Source organism: Cyanobacterium sp. Dongsha4 (assembly GCF_036345015.1).
In the GTDB taxonomy this organism is placed as follows: Bacteria; Cyanobacteriota; Cyanobacteriia; order Cyanobacteriales; family Cyanobacteriaceae; genus PCC-10605.
On record NZ_CP084098.1, the window covers coordinates 4,033,273 to 4,057,497 of the forward strand.

At 34.2% G+C, this 24,225-nt stretch carries 27 protein-coding genes and 1 CRISPR repeat array; of the genes, 21 read left to right on the top strand and 6 right to left on the bottom strand.

Annotation, left to right across the window (positions count from 1 at the left end):
• Position 1 precedes the first annotated feature (1 nt).
• Positions 2 to 982, bottom strand: a complete 981-nt coding sequence (locus tag Dongsha4_RS17645; protein WP_330203592.1) for a type III-B CRISPR module-associated Cmr3 family protein — start codon at positions 980 to 982, stop codon at positions 2 to 4.
• Between the two features lie 79 nt (positions 983 to 1,061).
• The gene (locus Dongsha4_RS17650; RefSeq protein ID WP_330203593.1) at positions 1,062 to 2,609 is read right to left on the bottom strand and encodes a Cas10/Cmr2 second palm domain-containing protein; all 1,548 of its coding nucleotides are present in this window, start codon (positions 2,607 to 2,609) and stop codon (positions 1,062 to 1,064) included.
• A 268-nt stretch (positions 2,610 to 2,877) separates the two neighbouring features.
• Here Dongsha4_RS17650 and csx18 point away from each other — a divergent pair, with 268 nt between their 5' ends.
• From csx18 to Dongsha4_RS17680, 6 genes are all read left to right on the top strand, one after another.
• On the top strand, positions 2,878 to 3,177 hold the full coding sequence (csx18, locus tag Dongsha4_RS17655; protein ID WP_330203594.1) for a CRISPR-associated protein Csx18: 300 nt from the start codon (positions 2,878 to 2,880) through the stop codon (positions 3,175 to 3,177).
• Positions 3,174 to 4,166 carry a CRISPR-associated endonuclease Cas1 gene (gene cas1 / locus Dongsha4_RS17660; RefSeq protein WP_330203595.1) on the top strand — a complete coding sequence of 331 codons (993 nt, stop codon included), beginning with the start codon at positions 3,174 to 3,176 and terminating at the stop codon, positions 4,164 to 4,166. Before csx18 ends, cas1 begins: the two co-directional genes overlap by 4 nt.
• Entirely contained in the window at positions 4,166 to 4,447 is a 282-nt protein-coding gene (gene cas2, locus Dongsha4_RS17665) for a CRISPR-associated endonuclease Cas2 (RefSeq protein WP_330203596.1), read from the top strand. The genes cas1 and cas2 overlap by 1 nt, the downstream gene beginning before the upstream one ends.
• A 181-nt stretch (positions 4,448 to 4,628) precedes the next feature.
• Positions 4,629 to 6,435: direct repeats of the CRISPR family, unit length 36 nt; unit sequence ATCGCTATCTTTTTAGGTAGTGGAATTAATGGAAAC.
• A gap of 247 nt (positions 6,436 to 6,682) precedes the next feature.
• The gene (locus tag Dongsha4_RS17670; protein WP_330203597.1) at positions 6,683 to 7,219 is read left to right on the top strand and encodes a hypothetical protein; all 537 of its coding nucleotides are present in this window, start codon (positions 6,683 to 6,685) and stop codon (positions 7,217 to 7,219) included.
• A 43-nt stretch (positions 7,220 to 7,262) separates the two neighbouring features.
• Positions 7,263 to 8,420 (top strand): DNA-processing protein DprA, encoded by a 1,158-nt coding sequence (gene dprA, locus Dongsha4_RS17675; RefSeq protein ID WP_330203598.1) that lies wholly within the window; start codon positions 7,263 to 7,265, stop codon positions 8,418 to 8,420.
• A gap of 20 nt (positions 8,421 to 8,440) precedes the next feature.
• On the top strand, positions 8,441 to 8,944 hold the full coding sequence (locus Dongsha4_RS17680) for an HAD family hydrolase (RefSeq protein WP_330203599.1): 504 nt from the start codon (positions 8,441 to 8,443) through the stop codon (positions 8,942 to 8,944).
• Positions 8,945 to 9,047: 103 nt separating this feature from the next.
• On the opposite strand, the gene Dongsha4_RS17685 is transcribed toward Dongsha4_RS17680, so the two are convergent.
• Positions 9,048 to 9,542 carry a DUF2808 domain-containing protein gene (locus Dongsha4_RS17685; protein ID WP_320000969.1) on the bottom strand — a complete coding sequence of 165 codons (495 nt, stop codon included), beginning with the start codon at positions 9,540 to 9,542 and terminating at the stop codon, positions 9,048 to 9,050.
• 220 nt (positions 9,543 to 9,762) lie between these two features.
• Between Dongsha4_RS17685 and Dongsha4_RS17690 the strand changes: the two genes are divergently transcribed.
• The 4 genes from Dongsha4_RS17690 (at position 9,763) to Dongsha4_RS17705 (ending at position 13,785) form a co-directional block, all read left to right on the top strand.
• Positions 9,763 to 10,866, top strand: coding sequence for a metal-dependent hydrolase (locus Dongsha4_RS17690; protein WP_330203600.1), 1,104 nt, complete (start codon positions 9,763 to 9,765; stop codon positions 10,864 to 10,866).
• A 47-nt stretch (positions 10,867 to 10,913) separates the two neighbouring features.
• The gene (locus Dongsha4_RS17695; RefSeq protein WP_330203601.1) at positions 10,914 to 12,011 is read left to right on the top strand and encodes a hypothetical protein; all 1,098 of its coding nucleotides are present in this window, start codon (positions 10,914 to 10,916) and stop codon (positions 12,009 to 12,011) included.
• Positions 12,001 to 13,011: a hypothetical protein gene (locus tag Dongsha4_RS17700; RefSeq protein WP_330203602.1), complete on the top strand. Its 1,011-nt coding sequence runs from the start codon at positions 12,001 to 12,003 to the stop codon at positions 13,009 to 13,011. Before Dongsha4_RS17695 ends, Dongsha4_RS17700 begins: the two co-directional genes overlap by 11 nt.
• 126 nt (positions 13,012 to 13,137) lie before the next feature.
• Positions 13,138 to 13,785, top strand: a complete 648-nt coding sequence (locus Dongsha4_RS17705; protein WP_330203603.1) for a hypothetical protein — start codon at positions 13,138 to 13,140, stop codon at positions 13,783 to 13,785.
• A gap of 70 nt (positions 13,786 to 13,855) precedes the next feature.
• On the opposite strand, the gene Dongsha4_RS17710 is transcribed toward Dongsha4_RS17705, so the two are convergent.
• Complete coding sequence (locus Dongsha4_RS17710) at positions 13,856 to 14,017, bottom strand: hypothetical protein (protein ID WP_330203604.1); 162 nt, start codon at positions 14,015 to 14,017, stop codon at positions 13,856 to 13,858.
• A 17-nt stretch (positions 14,018 to 14,034) separates the two neighbouring features.
• On the opposite strand from Dongsha4_RS17710, the gene Dongsha4_RS17715 reads away from it, so the two are divergent.
• From Dongsha4_RS17715 to Dongsha4_RS17755, 9 genes are all read left to right on the top strand, one after another.
• A complete protein-coding gene (locus Dongsha4_RS17715; protein WP_330203605.1) occupies positions 14,035 to 14,721 on the top strand; it encodes a hypothetical protein in 687 nt (228 codons plus the stop codon).
• Positions 14,722 to 14,762: 41 nt separating this feature from the next.
• Positions 14,763 to 17,828, top strand: coding sequence for a hypothetical protein (locus Dongsha4_RS17720; protein WP_330203606.1), 3,066 nt, complete (start codon positions 14,763 to 14,765; stop codon positions 17,826 to 17,828).
• Positions 17,825 to 18,394 (top strand): thermonuclease family protein, encoded by a 570-nt coding sequence (locus tag Dongsha4_RS17725; protein WP_330203607.1) that lies wholly within the window; start codon positions 17,825 to 17,827, stop codon positions 18,392 to 18,394. Before Dongsha4_RS17720 ends, Dongsha4_RS17725 begins: the two co-directional genes overlap by 4 nt.
• The gene (locus Dongsha4_RS17730; protein WP_330203608.1) at positions 18,394 to 19,518 is read left to right on the top strand and encodes an ATP-binding protein; all 1,125 of its coding nucleotides are present in this window, start codon (positions 18,394 to 18,396) and stop codon (positions 19,516 to 19,518) included. The genes Dongsha4_RS17725 and Dongsha4_RS17730 overlap by 1 nt, the downstream gene beginning before the upstream one ends.
• Positions 19,502 to 20,185 carry a hypothetical protein gene (locus Dongsha4_RS17735; RefSeq protein ID WP_330203609.1) on the top strand — a complete coding sequence of 228 codons (684 nt, stop codon included), beginning with the start codon at positions 19,502 to 19,504 and terminating at the stop codon, positions 20,183 to 20,185. Before Dongsha4_RS17730 ends, Dongsha4_RS17735 begins: the two co-directional genes overlap by 17 nt.
• Before the next feature lie 498 nt (positions 20,186 to 20,683).
• Positions 20,684 to 20,941 (top strand): hypothetical protein, encoded by a 258-nt coding sequence (locus tag Dongsha4_RS17740; protein ID WP_330203610.1) that lies wholly within the window; start codon positions 20,684 to 20,686, stop codon positions 20,939 to 20,941.
• Between the two features lie 617 nt (positions 20,942 to 21,558).
• Positions 21,559 to 21,735: a hypothetical protein gene (locus Dongsha4_RS17745; protein ID WP_330203611.1), complete on the top strand. Its 177-nt coding sequence runs from the start codon at positions 21,559 to 21,561 to the stop codon at positions 21,733 to 21,735.
• A 57-nt stretch (positions 21,736 to 21,792) separates the two neighbouring features.
• A complete protein-coding gene (locus Dongsha4_RS17750; RefSeq protein WP_330203612.1) occupies positions 21,793 to 22,134 on the top strand; it encodes a hypothetical protein in 342 nt (113 codons plus the stop codon).
• A gap of 73 nt (positions 22,135 to 22,207) precedes the next feature.
• Positions 22,208 to 22,435 (top strand): hypothetical protein, encoded by a 228-nt coding sequence (locus Dongsha4_RS17755; protein ID WP_320000958.1) that lies wholly within the window; start codon positions 22,208 to 22,210, stop codon positions 22,433 to 22,435.
• 1 nt (position 22,436) lies between these two features.
• Here Dongsha4_RS17755 and Dongsha4_RS17760 read toward each other — a convergent pair whose 3' ends face one another.
• Both Dongsha4_RS17760 and Dongsha4_RS17765 read right to left on the bottom strand, forming a co-directional pair.
• The gene (locus Dongsha4_RS17760) at positions 22,437 to 22,562 is read right to left on the bottom strand and encodes a hypothetical protein (RefSeq protein WP_330203613.1); all 126 of its coding nucleotides are present in this window, start codon (positions 22,560 to 22,562) and stop codon (positions 22,437 to 22,439) included.
• 415 nt (positions 22,563 to 22,977) lie between these two features.
• A complete protein-coding gene (locus Dongsha4_RS17765; RefSeq protein WP_330203614.1) occupies positions 22,978 to 23,178 on the bottom strand; it encodes a hypothetical protein in 201 nt (66 codons plus the stop codon).
• A gap of 175 nt (positions 23,179 to 23,353) precedes the next feature.
• On the opposite strand from Dongsha4_RS17765, the gene Dongsha4_RS17770 reads away from it, so the two are divergent.
• Positions 23,354 to 23,584, top strand: coding sequence for a hypothetical protein (locus tag Dongsha4_RS17770; protein ID WP_330203615.1), 231 nt, complete (start codon positions 23,354 to 23,356; stop codon positions 23,582 to 23,584).
• A 74-nt stretch (positions 23,585 to 23,658) separates the two neighbouring features.
• Positions 23,659 to 24,162, top strand: a complete 504-nt coding sequence (locus tag Dongsha4_RS17775) for a hypothetical protein (RefSeq protein WP_330203616.1) — start codon at positions 23,659 to 23,661, stop codon at positions 24,160 to 24,162.
• Positions 24,163 to 24,225 lie beyond the last annotated feature (63 nt).

Sequence of the window (24,225 nt, forward strand, 5' to 3'; positions counted from 1 at the left end):
GTTAATTCACTCCATTAATTTCTAAAGGTAAACATAAACCACTACCAACTTTTTTCAGGGAGTAGCCTTCATTGGGAAACCAATTTTCATCCCAATCCCACCATGATTTATTCATGGATTCTGATAAAACATAAACACTACCAGCACTTACTCCATAGCGTCCTCGCCCCATTCTCCCCCCTGCACGATAACGGTAGGGTATAGCTTTATCAGTGAGGATTTTATCAACTTTTGGGAAAGATTCAGATTGTGGATAACGGAAAGATAAGCGATTAGTTCCCCATACTGCTGATGTAATTAAAGCAAAGGTTTTGGTGATCGGCTGTTGCAGTAATTTTAGGATGGGATTATTTTCACTAATAGGGATAGTGTTAATTTCTACGAGATGATTTTCCCCTCCGAAACGATACCAACCATCGGGTAATTCGTGGGTTGATAAATAAACGAGACAAACATCATCTTCCATCTGTACTGCATTCTCTAAGAATAACCCTCCTTCTTCCGTATGTCGTTCATCTTTTTTCATTTTTGGATGTAAAACTGAGACATACTTCCAAGGATTTTTCTCAATACTTTTATTCCCTTTAATTACCTGAGCGGATAAATTCCATTGATTAATTTTTACCCAACTATATTCAGGAGTTAAATCAGGTTTTTCTCTGCACCATTTATTATTTTTTATTAACCATTCATCAGTTGTTTTTTCATCAATAATTTTTGTCCAAGGAATTGGTACATAGAAAAATTGATATTGATTTTCTTTTGCCCAAAATGCTCCTGCTATGTGCAAATTTTCCCTTAATTCTTCTTCTTTATACTTTTTATCATTATAATGAGTACTGAAGAATAAACCTGACAGTGTTGCAGGATCTGGCGGAAATTTTGAACGCGATCGCCCTACTAAATTCTCAGGAGATAAAAACCCTCCTGCACTACCATATAAAAACCCTAAAGGCTTAATTGTGATTAAATATTTGAACATAATTATTTTACTTTTAAAATGGTTTGTAGTAAAGGCTTTAGCCTTTTTTCTCAAACTCTAAAGAGTTTACTACTAATTTTTAACTGCATAATTGCCATCCTACTTCTACTAAATTATTAACCCAAATTTTAAAAGCTAAAGAATCATTATCTCCGACAATATGTTTTCTCTTTTTAAAAATTTCTTCTCCTTGATTATCAAAGTAAATATCAATTAAACTTTTAGCTAATAAATAATCATTAGTTACTTGTTTTCCTTCCGTTAATCTAATACCATGACGAGCTTTTAATTGGGCTAAATCATTATAAATATGAGTCCAATTTTGCTTCTTATCCCTATCTTGATAATCGAATAAGATACCTAAATTATCCCAAGGAGTTGTCCACTGTACATATTGTCCACTATTAAAAACAATACGAATAGTAACTCGATCGCGCCCTTTATTTTTTGAGACTTTTTCCGCCTCTCGACAATGCTGTAAAACATCCCGTTGCGGTACACTTCCTGCTACCCAGACAAAACCGACACTTAAATTAATCTTTTGCTCGTGTTTTTCCCATTGTTTTTTGAGAGTTAATAGCCATTGGAGAGCATCTTGTCGCAAATCTTGTGGATTTTTACGGTGATTTTTGTTGTAAATAACCCCTAAAAAATCATCACCTCCTGCATAAATTATTCTACCTAAATCTGAGGGAAAATTATTACTAAAATCCTCACCCCATTGACGCATTGCATTACTAAAGTCTTTGATTTTTTGTTCCTCATTAGGTTGAGCAAGTAAAGATTTTAGATGATCCCCTACTTTGTCACCATCCCCCATAAACCAACCCGTCCATTGTCCAGTAATATTATTCTCTGGCTCTGGTTTTCTGGTTAATTCCGTGAATTTTTCCACAAAAGGTATATCATTTTTAGGAAATTTTTGAGGAATTCCAGTATTAGGTAAAGTAATTAATCTTTTCACTAATTCAGGAATGCTTAAACGCTCATTTAAGTCTAAAACTTTTCCCTCTGTGGCTTCCTCTGTACTCCTTTCTAAAACTGCTGATAATTTAGTATAAAAATTATCGATTACTTCTTTTTCCCGTTCATAGTTTAATGTTTTGGGATTACGATGTCCAGCACCTAAAAAGTTAAATGCGATCGCATCTGTCCCCGTCAAACTCGAACTTTCCCCAATCCAGTTAATACCGACCCAATCACGGGATAACTTACGATTTTCTAAGTCTTCAATAGCGGAACTAATAGAATCACCTTGCCCCCAGAAAAACTCCCATGTATGAGTAGCCCACATTTCCCAATCTCGATCCCAAGTATAAACATCAGACACGTGAGTTTCAATCCATTGTTTACACTCCCAGAGAATCTTTTTCCATGAATGAAATAAAGTTTGTTTTACCAAATCTTGAGGAAAATCTCCTTTAATCAAAATGCGGTTGGGCATTCCTTTTGCTAAATTCGGTAATCCAGGGGAAATTATCTCACAGTTTTGATTAATCGCCTCATCAACAATTTTCTTACTCAAGTAGGAAAGAATTAATGATGCACCGTATAAGTCACGCAGTTTACGAGACTTTTCGATAAATCCTTGTACTGGTGAAAAAGTAATTGCTGTATAAATCACCATATTGGCTTATTCCTTAGCTTCATTACCATTAACTTATCCTATTAATTTTTCTCTGTTTGCTATTTTTAAGCGAATCACAAAAAAATTAATATTGTTTTATCTAAATAATCTTTTTGTTTCAATATCTTTGCAAATAGTAGTATTTGTTAATAAAAAAGTAAGATTTTGATGTTCGCATTAAATTAATAGAATTAAAACAAATTTATTTTATAGTTATTTACTATTGGTGATGGAGGTATCGTTAGTTAATAATAATTAATTTATTATCATGTCAATTTCTTGTGAAGGAAGTCTCATCAAAAGTATTACCGTTGCATTTTTTTATGGTTTAATTACTCTATCTTTATTATTAATTGCTCCTCTGGGATTAACCTCTGTAATTACAAATACTATTGATGTTAGTATTTACAGTTTAGCTGTAACAATAGCATTTGATTTGATTACGGCATTGTTATTAAAATCTTCCGCAAATAAATTTTTAGATTATTCATATCAAGACTTAAAAACTGGTGCGATTAAACTTAATAAAATTAATAATATTCTCCAGAAAAAATACGAAGATAAATGAATACTCTTTATGTTTCCGTTCAAGGTTGTTATCTCTATTTACAAAAGGATTTACTTATAGTTAAACGAGGTAATAACATTATAAATAAAGTCCAATTACCTTTGTTAGAACAAATCCTTATTTTTGGGAAATCTCAGATTACTACCCAGGCTATTAGAGTTTGTTTGTGGCGTAATATTCCTATTGTTTATCTTTCTCGTATGGGTTATTGTTATGGTCGTGCCATTGCTATTGAAAGAGGTTATCGTCAACTATCTCGCTACCAACAACAGTTAAGTTTTTCTGATAAATTAATCACTGCTAGAGCGATCATTAAAACAAAATTAATTAATCAAAAAGTTATCTTACAAAGAAGACAGAAATTAAGAGGTCATTACGATTTCAGTCAATGTTTTAACATCCTTAATTACCTTATTGATAAAATTAATTATGCTGACAGTATTGAAAAAATAATTGGTTATGAGGGTGCTGGAGCAAGTACTTATTTCTCTGTATTTGGACAGTGTATTAATAACCCTGATTTTATATTTTTTGCCCGTAGTCGTCGCCCTCCCGGTAATCCTGTTAATGCCATGCTAAGTTTCGGTTATCAGATTCTCTGGAATCATTTATTGACCTTAATTGAACTGCAAAATTTAGATCCCTATTATGCCTGTTTACATCAAGACAATCAACGTCATGCTACCTTAGCATCAGATTTAATGGAGGAGTTTCGATCGCCCCTTATAGATTCTTTGGTACTTTATGTAATTAATAGAAATTTAATTAATGGGATAGATGATTTCACCTATAAAAATGGCGGTTGCTATCTTAATAATAATGGTAGAAAAAAGTTTCTGAGTAGTTTTTTACAAAGAATGGAGGAATTGGTGAACACAGGAAAGGAAACCAAACAACCCCGTTGGGATTTGTTGATGAGACAAGTTAAACGTTACAAAGAATTTGTTTATAATCCGATTATTGGTTATCAACCCTATCAAATTCGCTGATGTTATTTTATCTTATCGCCTATGATATTCCCGATGATAAACGACGCAAAAAAATTGCAGATATTCTGACAGGATATGGCTCAAGGGTACAGTATAGTGTTTTTGAATGCGTGTTAAATCTAAAACAATATAAAGAATTGAGAAAAAGATTAAAAAAAGTTTTTAAACAAGAAGAAGACAATTTAAGATTTTATCCAATATCTGCTCATACTCTTAAACAAGTGGAGATATGGGGACAAGGTTCGGAACTGACAAATCCGCCTAAATCAACCATCATATAACTGCGACCCTCAACCAAAATGACCTCAAATTAAGTAGATGCACTGTGAGCCTCGATACCATACTAGGTAAGACTTTTAACTATGTACATCAAAGTAAAGGAAAAGCAATCTGAAGAAAATTTAGCGAAGGTTCGCAAACCGTCGCTAGACATCAAACAGGGTAAAGGGTTAGAATATAACTATCGCTATCTTTTTAGGTAGTGGAATTAATGGAAACTCAATATTCTTCTCTGTATATGCTAGAGCGAACTGGCCTAGTTGGATCGCTATCTTTTTAGGTAGTGGAATTAATGGAAACATGACCTTTATAGACGATAAAAATAGTTTACAAACTTATTTAGAAAATCGCTATCTTTTTAGGTAGTGGAATTAATGGAAACAGGTGGAAATCACCAAATGGAATCAATCCCTGTTCGCTACAATCGCTATCTTTTTAGGTAGTGGAATTAATGGAAACAACTACCTTCCCTGTCTCTGTACCGTGACAAACAACATCGCTATCTTTTTAGGTAGTGGAATTAATGGAAACTGTTTTACAGGGGTTGATAAAGATAAACAAGTTTGCATCGCTATCTTTTTAGGTAGTGGAATTAATGGAAACACGCTTTGCTAACTTGGAGGAAGCCCGAAGAGTAGACGACGATCGCTATCTTTTTAGGTAGTGGAATTAATGGAAACATAGCTTTAGCCGTTAAATCGTCTTCTTGCTTGTAGTCAAATCGCTATCTTTTTAGGTAGTGGAATTAATGGAAACCCCATTAAAATGAATCCATCGCCGTGTTGTCTTCCTAAAAATCGCTATCTTTTTAGGTAGTGGAATTAATGGAAACTAGTTACTAGCCACGTGGTGTTTATACCATTGTCGGGCTAATCGCTATCTTTTTAGGTAGTGGAATTAATGGAAACAGTAGAAGGTGATCGCACTGCAAAGACAATGTAGTCCTCTCTAATCGCTATCTTTTTAGGTAGTGGAATTAATGGAAACACTCCTTTTATACTGAAGACCTTTAGGTCAGATGGGGCTATCGCTATCTTTTTAGGTAGTGGAATTAATGGAAACGACTCTAATTAGCAATAGAGACAATACATTAACTGGATGGAACTATCGCTATCTTTTTAGGTAGTGGAATTAATGGAAACCTCTACCTCTTTTCTCTACTAATGCAACTCCATAACCATCGCTATCTTTTTAGGTAGTGGAATTAATGGAAACTTAGCGACTTGGTCTTTGACACCTTTGGTATGAATGCGTTTGATCGCTATCTTTTTAGGTAGTGGAATTAATGGAAACTTTTTGGGAACACGGATCGTCCAATTCTTTTTGATGGAAGCATCGCTATCTTTTTAGGTAGTGGAATTAATGGAAACCAAAACCCTTCTAGCCCCGTCACTGGGCAAGTAGTCTTGTACCAGTAATCGCTATCTTTTTAGGTAGTGGAATTAATGGAAACCTAGATTGATTTCTTCTTACTGAGCTTTGAACGTAAACATCGCTATCTTTTTAGGTAGTGGAATTAATGGAAACAAGCAGATGGCACTATCCCATTTGTCACCATTTTTCCAAGCATTAGTATCGCTATCTTTTTAGGTAGTGGAATTAATGGAAACTGCTTCTTCAACTAGATTTAGGTGGAAGTATGTTATCGCTATCTTTTTAGGTAGTGGAATTAATGGAAACCTCAAGCCTATGATAAGGTGGCTAAAGAAGTTTATGGTGAATCGCTATCTTTTTAGGTAGTGGAATTAATGGAAACACAAGCCAGGAGCTGCAATTTGTACAGTATCTCCACTGTCCACATATCGCTATCTTTTTAGGTAGTGGAATTAATGGAAACTCAGGTACTCCGAGGTGATCGCAGTCGTAGGAAACTGCTTCTATCGCTATCTTTTTAGGTAGTGGAATTAATGGAAACCTATATCCGCAAAACCTTTTTGTTTACCAGCTATAGAAAATCGCTATCTTTTTAGGTAGTGGAATTAATGGAAACTTTAATCCTCCTCGTTTGTGGTTTAGCGAGGTTAAATAAATAAGACTTAACGCCTCGCTCTAGGTATAGTACAGAGCAATCACTATTCTTTCAATGAACAAAATACGGATAAGAGGCGATCGCATTTATTGCTTTAGTGATAGATGGATCGTCTTTTTTACTAAGTTTTTTGTGGTTCGCATGAAAAATAGGAATGCTATATTTAATTTCTTTAATCTATAAATTGTAAGGATTAACAGGGAAAAAGATGTTAGCAACAAATAGAGCTTTCCAGAGTTTTGAGAGTATTGGAACATACCATCCTTATCGTAGAGGGAATAATCCTAATTTTGACCACTGGAGTCAACAGATACTAAATTTGAAAAAAAGTAGAGGAGAAGCAATTCGTTTTTTCAAAAATCAGGTTATCAACTATATAGAAAATGAGCTTAATTATGATATTTCTATTATTACTTATGTTCCTTCCCATGAAGCCCATAAAACAAGTAAAAGTGGTATCGCGATAGTGGCGGAAATAGTAGCGGTACAGTGTGATTTACTTTTTGTGGACTGCTTACAAAGAGTGAGAACTATTGATAAATTATCTTATGGTGGTTGTCGTGATATAACAGTCCATATGAACTCAATAGAAGTAGTAAAAAAAGAATTAATTTATAATAAAAATATATTAGTTTTAGATGATGTTAGTACGACAGGAAATTCATTAAAAGCCTGTGCAATTCTACTGAATAATACAGGGGTTAATAATGTATTTTGTCTATCTTTAGCTCAGACAACTTCCTAAGAAAACATAACCTTTATTGATTAAAATAAGAATGGAGAAAACAATGAGTTACGAAGTGAATAAAATAGATTTATTAGCCGTTAAACAAATCAAAGGAATAGGTAATAAAACAATAATAGATATTATCAATAAATATGGTGATAATTGGCAAGGACAGACAATATTACATGAGATATTAACAAAATATTATAAAACGATAAATAAAATATTAAATATTAGTCAACAAGAAATAGACGATGCTTATAATCGAGCTAGAAAATTATTAATAGAACATGAGGAAAAAGATATTCATGTAATTACTTATCTTGACTCTCAATTTCCTGATACTCTCAAAACAATTAATAATCCCCCCACTGTCATATATGTTAAGGGAAATATTGATTGTATTCACCCAGATAATTCTATAGCTATAATCGGTACAAGACAAGCTAGTCATTATGGTAAAGAAGTAGGATATAGAATAGGAAAAACACTGGCAGAAGAAGGTTTTGTTATTGTTAGTGGTTTAGCATTAGGATGTGATACAGTAGGTCATAAAGGATGTTTAAAAGGTGGTGGTAAAACCATTGCAGTATTAGCTCACGGATTGCAAACCATCTATCCAGTGGAAAATAAAAAACTAGCAGGGGAAATACTAGAGTCTGGTGGTTGTTTAATTAGCGAATACCCTTATGGACATCCAATATATCGTAATAATTTTGTGGAAAGAGACAGATTACAAAGTGCATTAAGTAAAGCAATAATAGTAATTGAAACAGATGTTAAAGGTGGCACTATGCACACCGTCAGATTTAGTTTAGAACAAAATAAAATTTTAGCCTGTATCAATCATTCATTAGAACATAAAAATACACAATCAAGAGGAAATGAAAAATTAATTGCCGAAGGAAAAGCAATTCCTATTACTGATAAAAATGATTTAAACCAATTAATAGAACAGATTAAATTATCGCAACAAACTACTCAAGAAATAGATAATGAAAAACAATTATTAATTACTTTTGAAGAAAATCAAGAATTAGCAATAACTCCATTAACAGGAATACAATTAGCCCGAAGATTAGGAGTATCTTCTTCAGCTATTAGTAACAATAAGAAGAAGGGAAATCAACATCTCATGAAATGGAGTAAAGATAAAGACCCAGAGGGAATGGCATGGCAATATTCAGAAGAAAATAAAAAATATATTGTAGTTTCATAAATAGTTTTATCTCTTTTAATATGATCAAAACAGTTTTATTTGACCTTGACCAAACATTAATTGATTCTCGACAGGCAGAAATTTATCGTAAAAATAGAGAATGGTCTAAAGTGTATGATTTAATCCCCCAATTATTACCTTATAACGGTATCAATGAATTATTGTATAATTTAAAGTCAAATAATCTAAAAATAGGGATTGTGACCTCAAGTCCTAAAAATTATTGTTTAAAAGTAATTAATTATTGGATGTGGCATATAGATAATGTAGTTGCATATCATGACACATTTTATCATAAACCACATCCTGAGCCATTATATAAGGCTATACAACAATTATCAGGTGAGGCAAATTCTGTTATTTATATAGGAGATCAAGAAGATGATATGATTGCATCTAGTCAGGCAGGAATTTTATCTGTGTACGCCACATGGGGGTTAACAAAAGTCAATCAAAATACTAATGCAGATTACATTTTTACTCAAGTATCACAATTGTCGCAATTTATTTTTGATTTAATATAAAAGTAGATCAATCAATATTAATTTTATATTTATGGCAAAAGGAATGGTGTAAATATTTACAGGAAGAAAAAATCTTAATATCAATCATTAATTTAATGAATCGTTAAAATCTTCCCCCCGGTTGGTCAAAATGAAATCTTGCAATACCCAGATATAAACTACGAGGATTATTCCCTTGAGGATATGCTGTAACACCAAATTGATAAATACCCCCATAAAGAGGATTACGAGCTTTTACTTCTAGTTTTAGTGTATTTCCTGATGGAATACTCGGTTCTAATTCAATAATAAGTTCATTTTTATTGTCACTAAGATTATTTATTGCTTTAACATTAATTTTTTGTTGATTATTATTAATGATAAAAGCCTTTGTTTGGTCTGGGAAAAAATCTATAGTTTCCATATTTGTTTGCTGATTAATAACAATTTTTTGCAAGGAATTTATTGCATTTTGAGGTATTTCAATTTCCAAAATATAGGTTGAAATAACATTAGGTAAAGTGAAGGTAGTATGTGTTCTTGCTAAACGGGGAGAGGCACGAAAAAAACTAATTTCCTCAGCATAAACAAAGCTAGGAGATGATTTATCTATAGACAAAACTAAAGAAAATAATATAATAGAAAAAAAAGAATATAGTAAATATTTTTTAAAGGTTAACCTCATTGCTATATTTTGTATTAATTTAGTAAGAAAAAATAAAAAAAAGAAAACTATTTATAATCATTATAGATGGAACAAATTAAGAAATATCATTGGATACAATACGAGCAATTAGAAGATTCTCAGTATAAGGGATAAACAGAGAGAATATTTAAGAGTGTGGAAATCTAAATTCCCTGTTCCCCAAATAACAGTTATGAAAAGTATTAGTCATAGTCTTACAGGTATCATTGCCACATCGTTATTAATTACCTCTAACCCTCTATATCTTGCCGTTGCTTCTATGGTTTCTTTACTCCCCGATTGTGACACCTCCACCAGCACATTGGGACGAATACCACCATTTTCCTTTATTGCTAAATATATAGAACAAAGATACCCTCATAGAAGTATAACTCATTCATTTTTGATAACAGGGATAATAACTTTAGTGACAGCCCCCATAGCCTTAATAAACCCTATCCTCTGGCAAACAATTAGTTTATCTTACTTTGTTGGGTGGTTTGGGGATGTATTTACTAAGTCTGGGGTATGTGCTTTTTATCCCTCTCAAGCACGATTAGTTATACCCGGTAATCCTCGGTTAAGATTATCCACTAATTCCTCTGCTGAATATTGGTTAATTGGATTTTTTACTATTATACTTATCCTTTCTCTTTATATCTCGAATTTAGGCTCTATTACTAATACTTTTAATACTATTTTAAAGTTACCTTCAGGAGCTATAGAACAAATAAAACAGGATATTTCTGAGTATGTTTTATATGCTCAAATACAAGGGTATAATAGCATTACTCAAGAGAGAATTAATGATAAATTTGAAGTGGTAGAATTAATAACTGCTAATGATTTTTTAGGGAAAGATTTAGAGGGTAATTTATATAGAATTGGCAACTCTCAAGAATCTAATATTATAGTATCTAAAATGATTATCAAGAAAGGTAAACCAAGTGAACAAATAATTAAAGAAATTACCATAGAAGATGATGATATAATAGACTACATAAACTATGAAGATAACGGTAGAACTTATGTAACAGGTAACTTAATTATAGAAGATGGAGAAGATTTAATATTACCTAAAAGAGCAGATATTTATAACCCAATTACCCTACAACCATCTAATGATGATAGAGTATTTATTAAGATTAATTCTGCACCATTAAATTACTGTAAACAATATCTTACAGATTATAGTGGAACAGGTACAATTATTATTAGACAAGTGAGGGAACAGGGAACGGGGAACAGGGAACAGTGATTTAACTCGCTTACTTTTAATTTCTGCATTCTGTTGAGGGTAAGATTATGATGATAAAAATTATTAAGAAAACAATTATACTATCTAGTTTATGTAGTTTATTTACAGTTCCTGCAATCCTTGCTAATAATAATAAGTTAGAATCATTAACTCCTACCACTAACATAATTGAAGAACCATTAACCTTTGATGACACTCAACCAAAAAGATTAAAGATTACTGTAAATATTTACAGTCCTGAAGATATACAAGTGAAGGAAGGGGAGATAATAAAGAAAGGAGATATAATCAGCGACCGCACCTTATTAAGAAAAAATTTAGAAAATCAGTTAAGGAGTACGAAATTAGCATTAAACAATATAAAGAGTAGTAAAGTATTAGAACCGATTAGACCGATACCTACACCACCCATACAGAATTTACCACCTGCTAATTTTGCTCAGGAGGAGGCACAAGTAGAGACAGCAGAATTAGAGTATGTACAAGCACAAAGAGCTTATTCATTAGCTTTAGAGAATGACCCATTCATCAGTATAAAAGCGAAAGTCAATCATCAACAGACTGAGGTAGAGGAGGCAATAAAAGAGGTACAGAAACAAGGACAGAAGACAGCTAGTATAGCAATGATCAATAATTTACCTCCTGAAGTAATAGAACATGAAAAATATAAATTAGGACAGAAACAATCGGAATTGAGTAAACAACAGGCAAACTTTGACTTGACCCAAGCCGAACTAAAACAGGTACAGGAAAATAGAATTATCGAACTGCAAAACCTACAAGATAAGGTAAATTCTGCTAGAGCTAAACTAGAACTAGCTAACGCTAAACTCAGGAAAGCAAAAAGTGACCGTTCTCTCCTTGAATATAACCACTCCATTAATACCACCGTTCGTATTGAGGAAGCTAATCAAGCACAAATAGCTTATAACCGACAACAACAGGAATATCAACAGCAGGTAAGAGATAAGGAGTATAAAGTAACCCAATTAACGGATAATATCAGTAATCTTGAGGATAAACTATCATCCATAGCGGTAGTTAAAAGCCCCTATTCAGGACAGATTAAGAAGATTAAATACGAAAATCAGACAGATAATACCATCAAAGTAGAAATTACTCTAGTTCCAGATAATGAAAAATAGATGTAAATATTTACACTTATTATTACTTTCTTTTATCACCGTTCCCTATTCCCTGTTGCCCGTTCCCTCAATTGCCCAAAATTTACTGCCGTCAACCCCAGAAATAGAGGAAGTAGAAGAAGAAGAAGGTAACTTAATAACAGACCCTTTAGAGTTAGAGGAAAATCCCTTACTCGAACTATCAGCATTAGATGACATTGTGGACAGAAAAATCAATCAAGATGTCTGGGAAGAACTTAAGGGAGAATTACCCTGTGCCGAAGCTACCAATTCCTGTACTAATCAATTACAATCCCTTGCTATTAATAACTCTTTTGCTGTTAATGAAATTAATGAAAGAATCGAAGAAATAGAGACAAAAATATCGGAAGCACAGGCAAATAATAGAAAATCAATATTCTGGGATCAATTAAGTCCTTTCCTACAGTATTATCTACAGTCCGATTCTGCTTTCTCCGATGTTGATAGAGTATCAGAGACTAGAGTAGATGCTAACGGTAATATTTATACTATCAGACAACCTTCTCCCCCTGGTCCCATCCAAAGAATATTAGGAGACTTAACCAATCCTCTTAATCTGCTTAATAATGCCCTTAATTTAATTGGTTTACCATTTCTACAAAATAGTTTGGGTGGTGGTACTAATCAAGCACAGACCAGAGCGATCGCTATCGGTGATTTACAGATAAAGGTAGCACAATTAAAAAGAGACCAAACAGAATTAAAACAAGCAATTAGGGATAAAGTAGCCATTGAGTTAATTAACCTTGATAAACTAGCTAAAGACTTCCAAGTCTCTCAAGAAATAGGAAGAAGGGATAAACAAAGAATGGAAATTATAAAAATCTCTTACCGTTTTGGAGACTACGATAGTAAATCTTATTTGGGCGAATTAGCAGGATACGACCGCACTAAAGCTACTGTCTGGAATAATTGGGCTAAATTGAGAACGCAGTTAACAAAACTTAATCAAATAGTATTTGATGATGTAGAAGAATAAATGGGGAATGTAGAGGAGAAATAACTGTTGCCCTGCTCTAAACAAGAAAAAGATAGTAACAAGGGGGACAAATCATATATAATTGTTTAGCTTTTTTACTTTCTTATATACAACCCCTATATTACTATGAAAAAACTTTCTAGTTTAATGTTAGCAGGTTTAGTCTGTGGTTCAATTATTCCATCGGTTTCAGCTCAGATTGCAGTGATAGAGGATGATAACGATATTTACTTAAGCGGTCTAGGTTCTTATCAACAGGTAGAGGTAACTTACGAGGGAGTACCGAAAACATCTAAGAAATCAGCTAATGAATGTGGTTATATCAGACTAAGTTCGACTACTTCTACTCCTTTAAACCCTGCCACTGATAGCATTACTTTTAATGGTACAAACTACCTTTTGGCTAGTGTTCCCCTATCTGGTTCTCTCAAATGTACTAATGGAGTATTAAATGGTAACGTAGTAGGAACAGTACAAAAAGATGCAGATGACCGAGTTTATATTACTGGTTTAACTCCTTTTGGTGATTATGAGGTTAGTTTTGATTCTATTTTCACCACCCGTAAAGTAAAAGCTAATACCTGTGGAATTGCCCGAATATCTCATAGCGATAAATATAATAATACGGCTGGAACAATGACCATCAAAGATGTACAAACAGGAGCATCTTTAGGAGTATTACCCGCAACCATTCCTAACGCAGTCGGACCAATTTGTAAGAAAGGTCAAACCTTTTTACCAGACGGTTATCCTAGTGCAAACAATTTACAGTAAATAAAGGGGAGTATTAAAAATGAGTTTATTACTACCGAAAGGGAGCAGAGAACTTTCTCTTTTCCTTTTATTAATACTCTCCGCCCAAATACCGATAATGGTAAAAGCAGAGACACCACAAACACAAAGCGTAGCACCACCAACTAATGTAGGAACAAGAACCGTAGGGAGATGAAAAAGTTACTTTTACTTCTTTATAGGGAATGGTATTTTCCCCTTTTCCTTCTGCCATTTTTCCTTTTCCTGACCTTGCCTAGTTATGCTCAGTCAGTAATTGGGGTTAAAGATAATAAAGTTTATTTTAATGATTTAATCCCAGAAACAGAGTATAAAGTAGAACAGACAGGCTATATAAAAACCAGAACGGTAACGGCAGACCAGTGTGGCTTAATTAAGATGAGTAACACTGATAGTTACCCTATCCTCAATTCTGGTAATTACCAAGACCTTTATTTTAAAGAAAATGATTATTGGTACTATTGGACTAATTATACTGATTTAACTAATTATCCAAAACCTAGTTGTCAGCAGGTGGGGGGTAGTTATATTCTTGACGGAGTAATATGGGATGCAGGAGATGGTACGGGTAGTATCAGTTTTATTGTCACCCCAGAAGCTATTTATCTTTACCATCCCCAATTGATTCAACCTTACTCGACCCACACTGTTTACTGGTACGGTGAGTGGGACGACAGTAACGGTATTTATACGGGAAATACTAGAATCACTAAATTAAAAGCTAATAGCTGTGGTATCGCTCGACTAAATTTAGCTCCTTTCCAGAAAACTGCTTATGACTTCCCCAATACTAATTATCGATGGACTCTTAAACAAGGGGAAACTAAAGTAATGGACTTTAACCCTAACTCCTCTCAAATTAATTACACTCCTATCTGTAAGAAAGGGATTAAGTTTGAGCCTGTTAGTTATCAATAGGGAACTTCGGAACACACAAGTAACTGATTGAAGATAAAACTATGCCTAGAACTAGAGGAACTTCCGCACCATCTATCGGTACTGCGATCGCACTCAGTGATTCTTTACAATCATTATCTAAATCATTGATAGACCGTATTGATACCTATACCTTTACTTTAACGGAGTTACAGAGAGTTTTCTTAGACTTCTCTGCTAATAACCCTTTAACTGTAAATATTTACAGAGATAATATCTTAATTATGTCTGGTAATGAGGGAACAGACTTTAGTAATTTAGAATTAAGTTCAGGTAATTATCGACTAGAACTAAGACCATTAAGCCCCTTACAATATACTTTTAGTTACAGAACTCTGGATATATTACCCACAGACTTTTACACTAATTTAGGAAATAATCCTTTTCTGTCCACATGGGTAAATAATCAGTCAGAAATAATTGGTGGTAATGATACAGAGGATTTCATTAATTTTAGTCTAACTGATAATGGTAAATATCAATTCTCCATTAATTCTGATGATGTTACTATTAAACTATGGAAAGATGGACAGGTAATTAAAGTACCTATTTTTGACCAAGAATATGGGGGAATTTATACTTATTTATGGGAGTTAGAAGCAGGTAATTATCAAATACAAATACTCTCTAATTCTGACCTACAATTTGATTATAATTTTGCTTTAGTTTCTGTTTTACAAGGGAACGGTGTTTTTTTGCAAGGGAACGGGGAACAGGGAACAGGGAACGGTGTTTTTTTGCAAGGGAACGGGGAACAGGGAACAGGGAACGGTGTTATTGATAATAATAAAAGCTATCAAGGAGAGATAAATCCTGTTACTTTATCCGCTAAACAATCTTTTAATCCTCTTAGCATTGATGAATTATTAACTCAAAATATTAATATTAATTCTTATTATAATCAATTAATTATTCCCTTAATTATCACGGATAATAACTATAGAGAATTTAAAATAACCCAGAATAATAATGCTTTTGTAGATGTTTTATTAAAAGATAATGAAGGTAATGTATTGTACCATCCTCTGATAGAAATGGGAGACGGTGAACAAGTATTTGTTTGGCAATTACAACAAGGAGATTATGAAATAGTCATTACTGATTTATCAGGAAAAAATAATATCGGACAATCCATTAATATTGATTTAACAACCATTACAGATGAACATTATGAGAGTTTTAATATAGCGAAGAAAAATTTACCGCCACCACCGCCCCCAGAAATAAGTGGAGAATATAGTTATACTCCTCTCACTAATATTACAGGTACAGGATTATATTATGAACCGATAATTATCCCTCATACGGGTCTTTATCAATTTACCTTAATCATGGAGACTGGTACTGACTACGATTTAGAGATTTATGATAGTAATGAAGAATGGATAAAAGGTAGCTACAGTATTGACCAACAAGAAGAATTAGTCGTTAATCTTAACCCCGGTACTTACTATTTATCAACATGGTACAACACCGATAATTATGATGGAGTACAACAATGGCAGTTAGAGACAGCGCAGATAACAATACCAATTATTAATTTAGGAACAGAGATAACTGATAGTGGTTTCGGTCATTATCTACTCAGAATAGAAGAAGAAAAAGAGATAGAATTTAACCTCAATATTAATGGTGATGATGATTATGATATTGAACTATTTTCTATTGATAATAATTATATTAATGGTTCTTATAATGTTACATCAGAAGAGAACTTTTCTCAAACACTATCCCCCGGTGATTATATATTAGACATCAATATTTATAATAGAAATGAAGAAGTAGATAATTATAATTTATCAGTTATAAAAGTATTGACTAATTGGGAAAAAGCACAACAGAACCAGCTAAGTGCGCCATCAGAAGAAATAACAATATCGTTAACAGGAGATATTTATTATGGGTTTAGTTTGACAGAACCTCAGTTTATTCAATGGTCATCAACAAGTGGAAATATCTATTTTGCCAATAGCGATAATCAAAATGTAGGATACGGTTCTAAAGATATTCAGTTCTTTCCTGCTGGAGATTATTATTTGTCAAGTTGGTATGACACAGAATTAACCATAGAGAATCCCATAATGGGGATAACAGAGATACCAGACACAACCCAAACAGTTTATGGTTTTAGTTCTAACTTTTATCATTTACCTATAGGTGAACGAGGATTTTATAATCTTACTGTAGAAAAATTAGTAGGTAACTCCTATATTGACTTATTTTTGTATGATGAAAACTTAACTGAAATAGCATCGGTAACAGAAGGCTATTATGACCAAAATTTATCACAATTGTTGGAGGTAGGCAATTATATTGTCAGGGTTGACCAAGAAACTGCTACAGATGTTGACTACAATTTATCTTTCAATTTAGTTGATAATTTCCATTATGACCTCGGTAATGAACAAATATATGATATTACCAATATTAAAGATTTCCAATATACCTCTACCCATATTTATGATCTAATTTATGAGGGTGGTTCTCTAGCAATCCAGATAGTTAACAATACAGATAAAATTAACATGGAATTGTTAGATAGTAGTGGTAATCCATTAGCGGTAATCAATAATAATAATGTGCCAGACTTTAATTGGTATTTTGATTCTCTTAATACCACAGATACTAATTTACAGTTAAGGGTAACAGATGATGGAGACTCATTAGGTAGTTATGGGGTCGCTCTTTACAATAATAAACCGAGAGAATGGCATCCTTATAATTATTCTACTGTCAGTAATGAAGGGTTCAAACTACAAACTATTGGTTCTTGGGGTTATCCTAACAATCTTTTAATGGAAGATTTTGTGGACGCATGGGATGAGAGTGACCATTATACTTTCTCTGTTCTCACTACTAAAGAATATTTAGTTAATGATGGTGGTTATGGTTATCTGAACAGTGGTGAAAATTATGACTATACCATTACTGATGTAGAGACTGGTCTAATTATGGAAAAGAACCCAGACACTGACAAAATGTTTTTAGAAGCTGGTAGAGAGTACGCTTTAGACATTTTTTATACAGGTTCACAGCAATACTTCCAAAATATACCTCATACCAATGATTATCACTTCTTTTTATCATGAATATTAATCCTTTATTCTTACCCTTTATCCTCCTCTTTTTCTCTTTCTTTATAGGCTTAACAGGGAATAGGGAACAGAGAACGGGCAACAGTGTTTTACAAGGGAACGGGGAACAGGGAACAGGGAACAGTGTAAATATTTACAGCAATTATACTGTTATTCCTGATTCTATTTATGATGGTGACACCTTCCGAGTTTTTAAGGATAATACTCAATTAAAGATTCGGTTTGCCTGTGTTGATGCTCCTGAAAAAGCCCAACCTTTAGGTATCCCTAGCAGAGATTATTTGCGATCGCTTCTTCAACAATATAATTATCAGGTATCCCTTAATATTACAGAAATAGATAGATACGGTAGGAGTGTAGCAGAGGTATATTTGCCTAATGGTCAGTTAGTACAGGAGTTACAGGTAAAAGTAGGAATGGTTTACCCTTATGAACGCTATAAAGATGATTGTCCGACATGGGGAAAAGTAAAAAAAGCAGGGGTAATCGCAAAGAGGAACAGAATAGGAGTATGGGCAGGTAATTACGAGAAACCGTGGGATTATAGAAGGAAGAAATAATGAACACGCCACCAGTAAAATTAAATATTAGAAGGGAACAGGAAACGGGGAATGGGCAACAGGGAATAAAGTTAGGTGATAATTGTTACTGGAATCCTGAAACCTTACCTAATCAACATATTGTTACCATCGGAGCTTCTGGTTCTGGTAAAACTCAAACATTAAAGGCGATCGCACTTAATTTATATAGACATTATCCGACTGTAAATATTTACATAATTGATTTTCATGGAGACCAGCAGATAGACCGAGAGCGTTATATTCCCCTAAATATGATTAGTGAGTATGGTATTAATCCCTTAATTATCAATCCAGATCCAGAGGGTGGCGGTAGTAATATTCAATCATTAATTGTTACTAACATTCTCAAACAAACTCTTAATCTCGGTTCTGTACAGGAGGGTAAACTATTACTTATTCTCAAGGAATTATATTTAGATGCAGGTATTCAACAAAATGATATTTCTACATGGTCTAATTCTCCCCCTAATTTTTCTCATTTAGAGGATAAAATTAAATCTCTTGCTGAGTCTGGGGATAAAGATGCTCAGAAATTACAATTAAAGTTAGAACCTACTTTTCAATATGGTATTTTCTCCCGTCCTCAATTACCATTACTCTCTAACGGTGGTATTCTCCGCCTTGACCTCTCCAAATTACCTAATTATATTGGTGCTATAGCAGGTGAATCTTTTGCTTCGCAGTTAATGGTTTCTCATAAACTAATGGGTGATGTAGAGGGAACGGGGAACGGGGAACAGGGAACAGGGTTAAGGACATTTATTTTTATTGATGAAGCGAAGGAAATGCCTAAAAAAGATTACTCGGCTATGTCCAGAATTATGGCTGATGGTCGTAAATTTGGTTTAGGTTTGGTTGTTGCTTCTCAATCTGAACGTCATTTATCCCCTGATGTTATTGGTAATTCCTCCACTAAAATTGTTCTCCCCGTTGACCAAACTGAAGTTAAAAAAGTATCCTCTAAATTCCGTTTTGCCGAAGATAAAATTGCTAATCTCCATCCTCTCTCTGCTTTGATTAGAATGGGAAAAGATGCGATCGCATCCTCTATAATACCTTATTATTTATTAAGGGAAGGGGGAAATTATGCAGAGAAATTATAAAATATTAGAACGGAGAAAAGAGGTATTTAAACTCTGTAAAGAAGCGGAAGCGGAAGGGATTACTTCTTATCCTAAAATTGCTAATTATGTTTATGAGAAGACTGGTAAAAAGTGCAGTTATGATACTATCCAAGCCTATAAACTAGATAAAATAGCACAGGAAAAAGCAACTGGTATCTTAATAACAGAAAAACAATTAATTAAACTTTATTTAGATAATCCTAAACTATTATATCCTGAATATTTAGACAATATAAAAAATACTAAATTTACCCTCAAGAAAAATGTTGCTAACATTATAACATGGGCAATAGCAATTATTATTACTGTTAGTGGATATTTAGCATGGAATAACAGACAATTAATTTTAAACTTAGGAAAGAAAACAACAACAGAAGAAATAAGACTAACTTTAAATAAAGATTATACTACCTCTATCTTTAAAGGAATTAATAAACCATTAGCTCTTGTTTATGGTTATTTATACATTGATTTTATTGAGGAATTATCCGCTCCACCACAAGGAATTTTACTTAATAAAGATAAGGGTTTAGTGATTATTAATAATGTCCCTATTACTGTTTTAATTAATTATTTAGATGGTCAATACGCAGAAGGAGAATTAATCATTACGGGAAAACAAGGAATAGTCAACAGGGAACAGTAATTTAATCACTCTGGTGAAGACTGACTACCGACAGGCTTTCTCATTGTAGCACGGCGAAACATTTAGTGGTGGTCGCTATGCTCCATTTATATTAACGCTCGTCAAGGGTTAACACAAGCTACTAGGGGCTATAGTTTTGTGGTGGTCGCTATGCTCCATTTATTTATTTGCCCCTCTTGCCCTATGACTTCGCTAGTTCGCCGTGCATCCAGAGAGACATTGTTCTTTCGTCCGTCCTCGTCGGCGGTTGGTGTTGTGTCTTTGTTGGCTTTGCCTTTGCCCGTGCGTTCTGGTTTGGGGTCTGGGGTGGTCGGTTTTTCTGGTTCTCGGTCGGTCGTTCCTGCTGTGTTGCCGTTGGTGTTGTCGGGGGTGGGGTCTGAGTCCGTTGTGTTTGTCGGTTGTGCGTCGGGGGTTGACTCGGTTGTCCGTTCTGCTGTGCCGTCTGCCCGTGTGTTTCGGGTGGTTGGTGGTGGTCGTCGTGCTTTTGCGTTGCGCTCGGTGCGGTTTGTTCGGGCTTTGGCTTCTTCGGGGGGGGTGTTGTTTTCTTTCCCCTCTGGTGCTTGTCCTGCGGTGGTTGCCCCTTCCCCTGTTTCTTCGGTTTGTTTCTGTGGCGGCGGTTCTGGTTCTTGGGCTTCTCTCGCCTTTGCCTTGGGTTGTGGTGTTCCTTGTTGCGTTTGGTTGGGTGGCGTTGTTCCTCCTGCTTCGTTCGGGCTGGTTGCAGTTGGTGGTGGCTGGTGGGTTTCCCTGCCGTTCTGAGTTGCTTGGGGCGTTGTCCCCTTTTTTTTTTATTATTGGCGATCGCCCCTGCTGTTACTTATGGTTAACTGGTGGGGTCAGCCCGTCTTAGCAAAGTTTAGTCATTTATTGTCATAGAGACTGGTGAGGGCTACGGGCTTTCATAGACCCACCTTCGCTTAATTAATTAGGTGAGGGCAGTATTCATAAAGTTGGGTGAGGGCAATTTTTCAGGTTTCTCAATTTTAGCTACGGGGTAAAGGGTGGTAGTCAACTAAGCTGTACCGTATTTACTAAGGTCTTCTAAAGTGCGAAATTTGATTGTTTTTTTGTCTTATAAAATACATTGGTGAAATACAAACCCACTGGGAGTGAAAATGGAAAATTTCTTACTAAGAAGATCTAAACAAATAGGCTACAAGCAAGTTTTACTAACCATTACAGAAACTGTAACTAACATTTTCTAAAGCTCTAAATTTAATTGTTTTTTGTCGATCAAAGTTCACTGGTATTTATCCTAATTTACTGGTTCGATCTAAGGAAAATTTATCACTAAGAAAAAGGTAACACCCTTGACTCCCTTCGCTGTGTAGAAAACGACAAAAAATATTTGAGGTAACTAGATTATGTTGCAGTTTATGAAGATTGAAATCTATTTTGAAAACAATCTCCTAGATGAATTAGAGGTAGCTTTTAACGGTACTTTTATTAATTGGCAAGGAGAAATAATGAAAGTAAGTGAGATGAAAAACTATATAGAAAAAATTTTTAAAGAGTATGAAGAAAGAGAAACATACTCTGAAATACCTTTTTAAATAATCAGTAATAAGTAATAAGTAATAGATATTTTTATTGAAATTTAGGAGTAAAAAATGATTAAACAATTAAAAGTAGATTATCCGATGATTGCAGTTATTGCACAAAATTCTTCTGCTATCGATTTTTATTGGAGAGAGAGCGATCGCAGTTATACAGGATATGTAGCCGAGGTATGGTTTAAGCAGTTACCGTCAGAGTTTGCATATTTATGGAGTCAAGCGATAGGGGAGTCAGTACTGGTAAGAAAAGTATCAGAGATGAATAGTTATTGTGTGAGTATTCCGTGTAATGTGCCAGATGGTAGCTTAAAAATGAGAAGCAAAAATAAAAAAGTAAGGCTAGTAATTGAAGGAGACGAAACATTAATTAACAGCTATTACCCCGCATTAAGTTAGTTAATGGGCTGGATGCGATGCCTTAAATCCGCATATTTATCAACCAAAAAAAGAAATAAGGAAAATGAACAAAATGAAATCTAAAGTTTATTATAAAGTAGTTGTCGGCAGTAGTCTATATTATCAGTGTCAATCATGGGCATTGAAGCGATCGCACATAAGAGGAGAATGGTTACTGCACCTAGAATTTGAAGGAAGACCAGAGATATTTGTAAGGAAATGGGTAAGGAAAACAGGAAATATCTTGTTAAACCCACTAGGCAACGATAAATGGTTGGTCAGAGTGCCTGTTGCTAAATAATTCATTGGGGGAGAAATCCCCTTTTTTTGGTCAATGCCTCCTCAAAGGGAACAGGGAACAATGATAAAGAATCGATCGCTTTCTTTTTACCACCTACCGCCCCACCCTGTTGTTGTCGCTGTTTCACTGGTGAAGAAAGAAAACGCTTGATGTTAGTTTACCGCTCCATTGATTGTTTTTCCCCACCCGATGGGCGTAAGTGAGATAAAAATAGTTAGTGTTGTTTTTATGGTTATGGGGTGTGTTGGTGGGGAGTCCGAACGCTTGGTAATTCCGCCCTGTCGGACGGTGTGAGAAATTACCAAATAAATATAGTCAGATTTTTACCTTTATGGGTAGGCTGGAGAGCGTATGATCTACCTTGATAACGAAGTATGTCGGTAATAGGTTTATGTCTAGAGTCAGACCATTTAAGAGTAATTTTAAGCTGAACCCTATTGGAATTATTAGGAGTAAATTCGTAGAAAATATCAGGGTTATGCTTAAGAAATTGATTAATAGTAGTGTATTGCATAGGATAAGCCCCCTTCAGGGGCAATAATTTAAGCTACAAACTGATTAAATTTAATTTCTTCTAATTCATTCTCTAGTCTCTCAATGACAAATTCTAAATAGTATTGAGAACGCCCCAAATCACTAGGGAGATGATAACGATTCATTACATCAGCCAATAAGACGGCAATCGCATCTAAGTCAGATAAAGCACGTTCCAAAGATTTAATATTGTTTAGTTCAGTTCTCATAAGTTACCTTGTTTCTTTTCTTGGTTTATATCTTTATTATAACTTAAATTATCATAAATTGCTAATATTTTATTAGCCATGTCTAATAAAAATATGTTAAAATATTAGTAACCAAAAAAAGAGATAAGTATTTATGTATTATGAACTTTATGTTAAATAATGGAGGGGATAGAGAATGATAGTGTCCTATTCCTACTATGTAATGGATCACTGGGTAGATGTGGAAGAAGACGACGGGGAATATTACGAAGAAGAAGATAATTTAGAGGAGTTGTATTGCTGTTATTATCCCCCATACTATGCCGATGAAGAAGTAACGATATGGGTTGACGACTTCAGAAACTTTGAAGAACCAGAACCACAATACCAGAGATGGCAAGAACCATACAATAACGATAATTTTTAACTCTAATTGTCCAATCCTCTGACGACATTAAAAGCTAGGGAAATAAACCAAAAAAAGAAATTAAGGCTCTAATCATGAACTACTTTAAAGAATGCTCAACAGTAGCGGAAGCTAAAAAACTCTATAAAGAATTAGCGATGAAATATCATCCTGACTTAGGTGGAGACACTGCAACCATGCAAGACATTAATCGCCAGTATGAGGAGATATTAAGACAGTTGGACGGGGAAACCACCACCGACAGCGAAGGTAAAACCCACACCTATAAATATAATCATGAAACTGAAACCGCATTAATGGACATTATCGATAGGCTCTTAAGCCTACAAATGAATAATGTTGATATTTACTTAGTCGGTTTATGGGTCTGGATTGATGGAGACACTAAACCCCATAAAGAAGCCTTGAAAGAGCTTAACTGTAAATGGCACGCTACCCGTAAATGTTGGTATTTTGCCACCACTCCAAGCCGTTACCGTAAATCTTCTAATAAAGGTATCGATGATTTAGCCGAAACTTACGGGGCAACAAAAATACGCAATAAAGCAAAACATAATAAAAAAGCTATCATCGCTTAATTTTATTTGTCCAAACCCCTGACGACATTAAAAGCATGGGGAATAAACCAAAAAAAGAAATAA

Coding starts and splice junctions, on each gene's coding strand:
- Dongsha4_RS17645 (WP_330203592.1), bottom strand. CDS start 982: ATGTTCAAATATTTAATCACAATTAAGCCTTTAGGGTTTTTATATGGT.
- cas1 (WP_330203595.1), top strand. CDS start 3,174: ATGAATACTCTTTATGTTTCCGTTCAAGGTTGTTATCTCTATTTACAA.
- Dongsha4_RS17770 (WP_330203615.1), top strand. CDS start 23,354: ATGATAGTGTCCTATTCCTACTATGTAATGGATCACTGGGTAGATGTG.
- Dongsha4_RS17750 (WP_330203612.1), top strand. CDS start 21,793: ATGATTAAACAATTAAAAGTAGATTATCCGATGATTGCAGTTATTGCA.
- Dongsha4_RS17680 (WP_330203599.1), top strand. CDS start 8,441: ATGATCAAAACAGTTTTATTTGACCTTGACCAAACATTAATTGATTCT.
- Dongsha4_RS17700 (WP_330203602.1), top strand. CDS start 12,001: ATGAAAAATAGATGTAAATATTTACACTTATTATTACTTTCTTTTATC.
- cas2 (WP_330203596.1), top strand. CDS start 4,166: ATGTTATTTTATCTTATCGCCTATGATATTCCCGATGATAAACGACGC.
- Dongsha4_RS17670 (WP_330203597.1), top strand. CDS start 6,683: ATGTTAGCAACAAATAGAGCTTTCCAGAGTTTTGAGAGTATTGGAACA.
- Dongsha4_RS17725 (WP_330203607.1), top strand. CDS start 17,825: ATGAATATTAATCCTTTATTCTTACCCTTTATCCTCCTCTTTTTCTCT.
- Dongsha4_RS17735 (WP_330203609.1), top strand. CDS start 19,502: ATGCAGAGAAATTATAAAATATTAGAACGGAGAAAAGAGGTATTTAAA.
- Dongsha4_RS17730 (WP_330203608.1), top strand. CDS start 18,394: ATGAACACGCCACCAGTAAAATTAAATATTAGAAGGGAACAGGAAACG.
- Dongsha4_RS17775 (WP_330203616.1), top strand. CDS start 23,659: ATGAACTACTTTAAAGAATGCTCAACAGTAGCGGAAGCTAAAAAACTC.
- Dongsha4_RS17650 (WP_330203593.1), bottom strand. CDS start 2,609: ATGGTGATTTATACAGCAATTACTTTTTCACCAGTACAAGGATTTATC.
- csx18 (WP_330203594.1), top strand. CDS start 2,878: ATGTCAATTTCTTGTGAAGGAAGTCTCATCAAAAGTATTACCGTTGCA.
- Dongsha4_RS17720 (WP_330203606.1), top strand. CDS start 14,763: ATGCCTAGAACTAGAGGAACTTCCGCACCATCTATCGGTACTGCGATC.
- Dongsha4_RS17710 (WP_330203604.1), bottom strand. CDS start 14,017: ATGGCAGAAGGAAAAGGGGAAAATACCATTCCCTATAAAGAAGTAAAA.
- Dongsha4_RS17695 (WP_330203601.1), top strand. CDS start 10,914: ATGATGATAAAAATTATTAAGAAAACAATTATACTATCTAGTTTATGT.
- dprA (WP_330203598.1), top strand. CDS start 7,263: ATGAGTTACGAAGTGAATAAAATAGATTTATTAGCCGTTAAACAAATC.
- Dongsha4_RS17755 (WP_320000958.1), top strand. CDS start 22,208: ATGAAATCTAAAGTTTATTATAAAGTAGTTGTCGGCAGTAGTCTATAT.
- Dongsha4_RS17705 (WP_330203603.1), top strand. CDS start 13,138: ATGAAAAAACTTTCTAGTTTAATGTTAGCAGGTTTAGTCTGTGGTTCA.
- Dongsha4_RS17765 (WP_330203614.1), bottom strand. CDS start 23,178: ATGAGAACTGAACTAAACAATATTAAATCTTTGGAACGTGCTTTATCT.
- Dongsha4_RS17745 (WP_330203611.1), top strand. CDS start 21,559: ATGAAGATTGAAATCTATTTTGAAAACAATCTCCTAGATGAATTAGAG.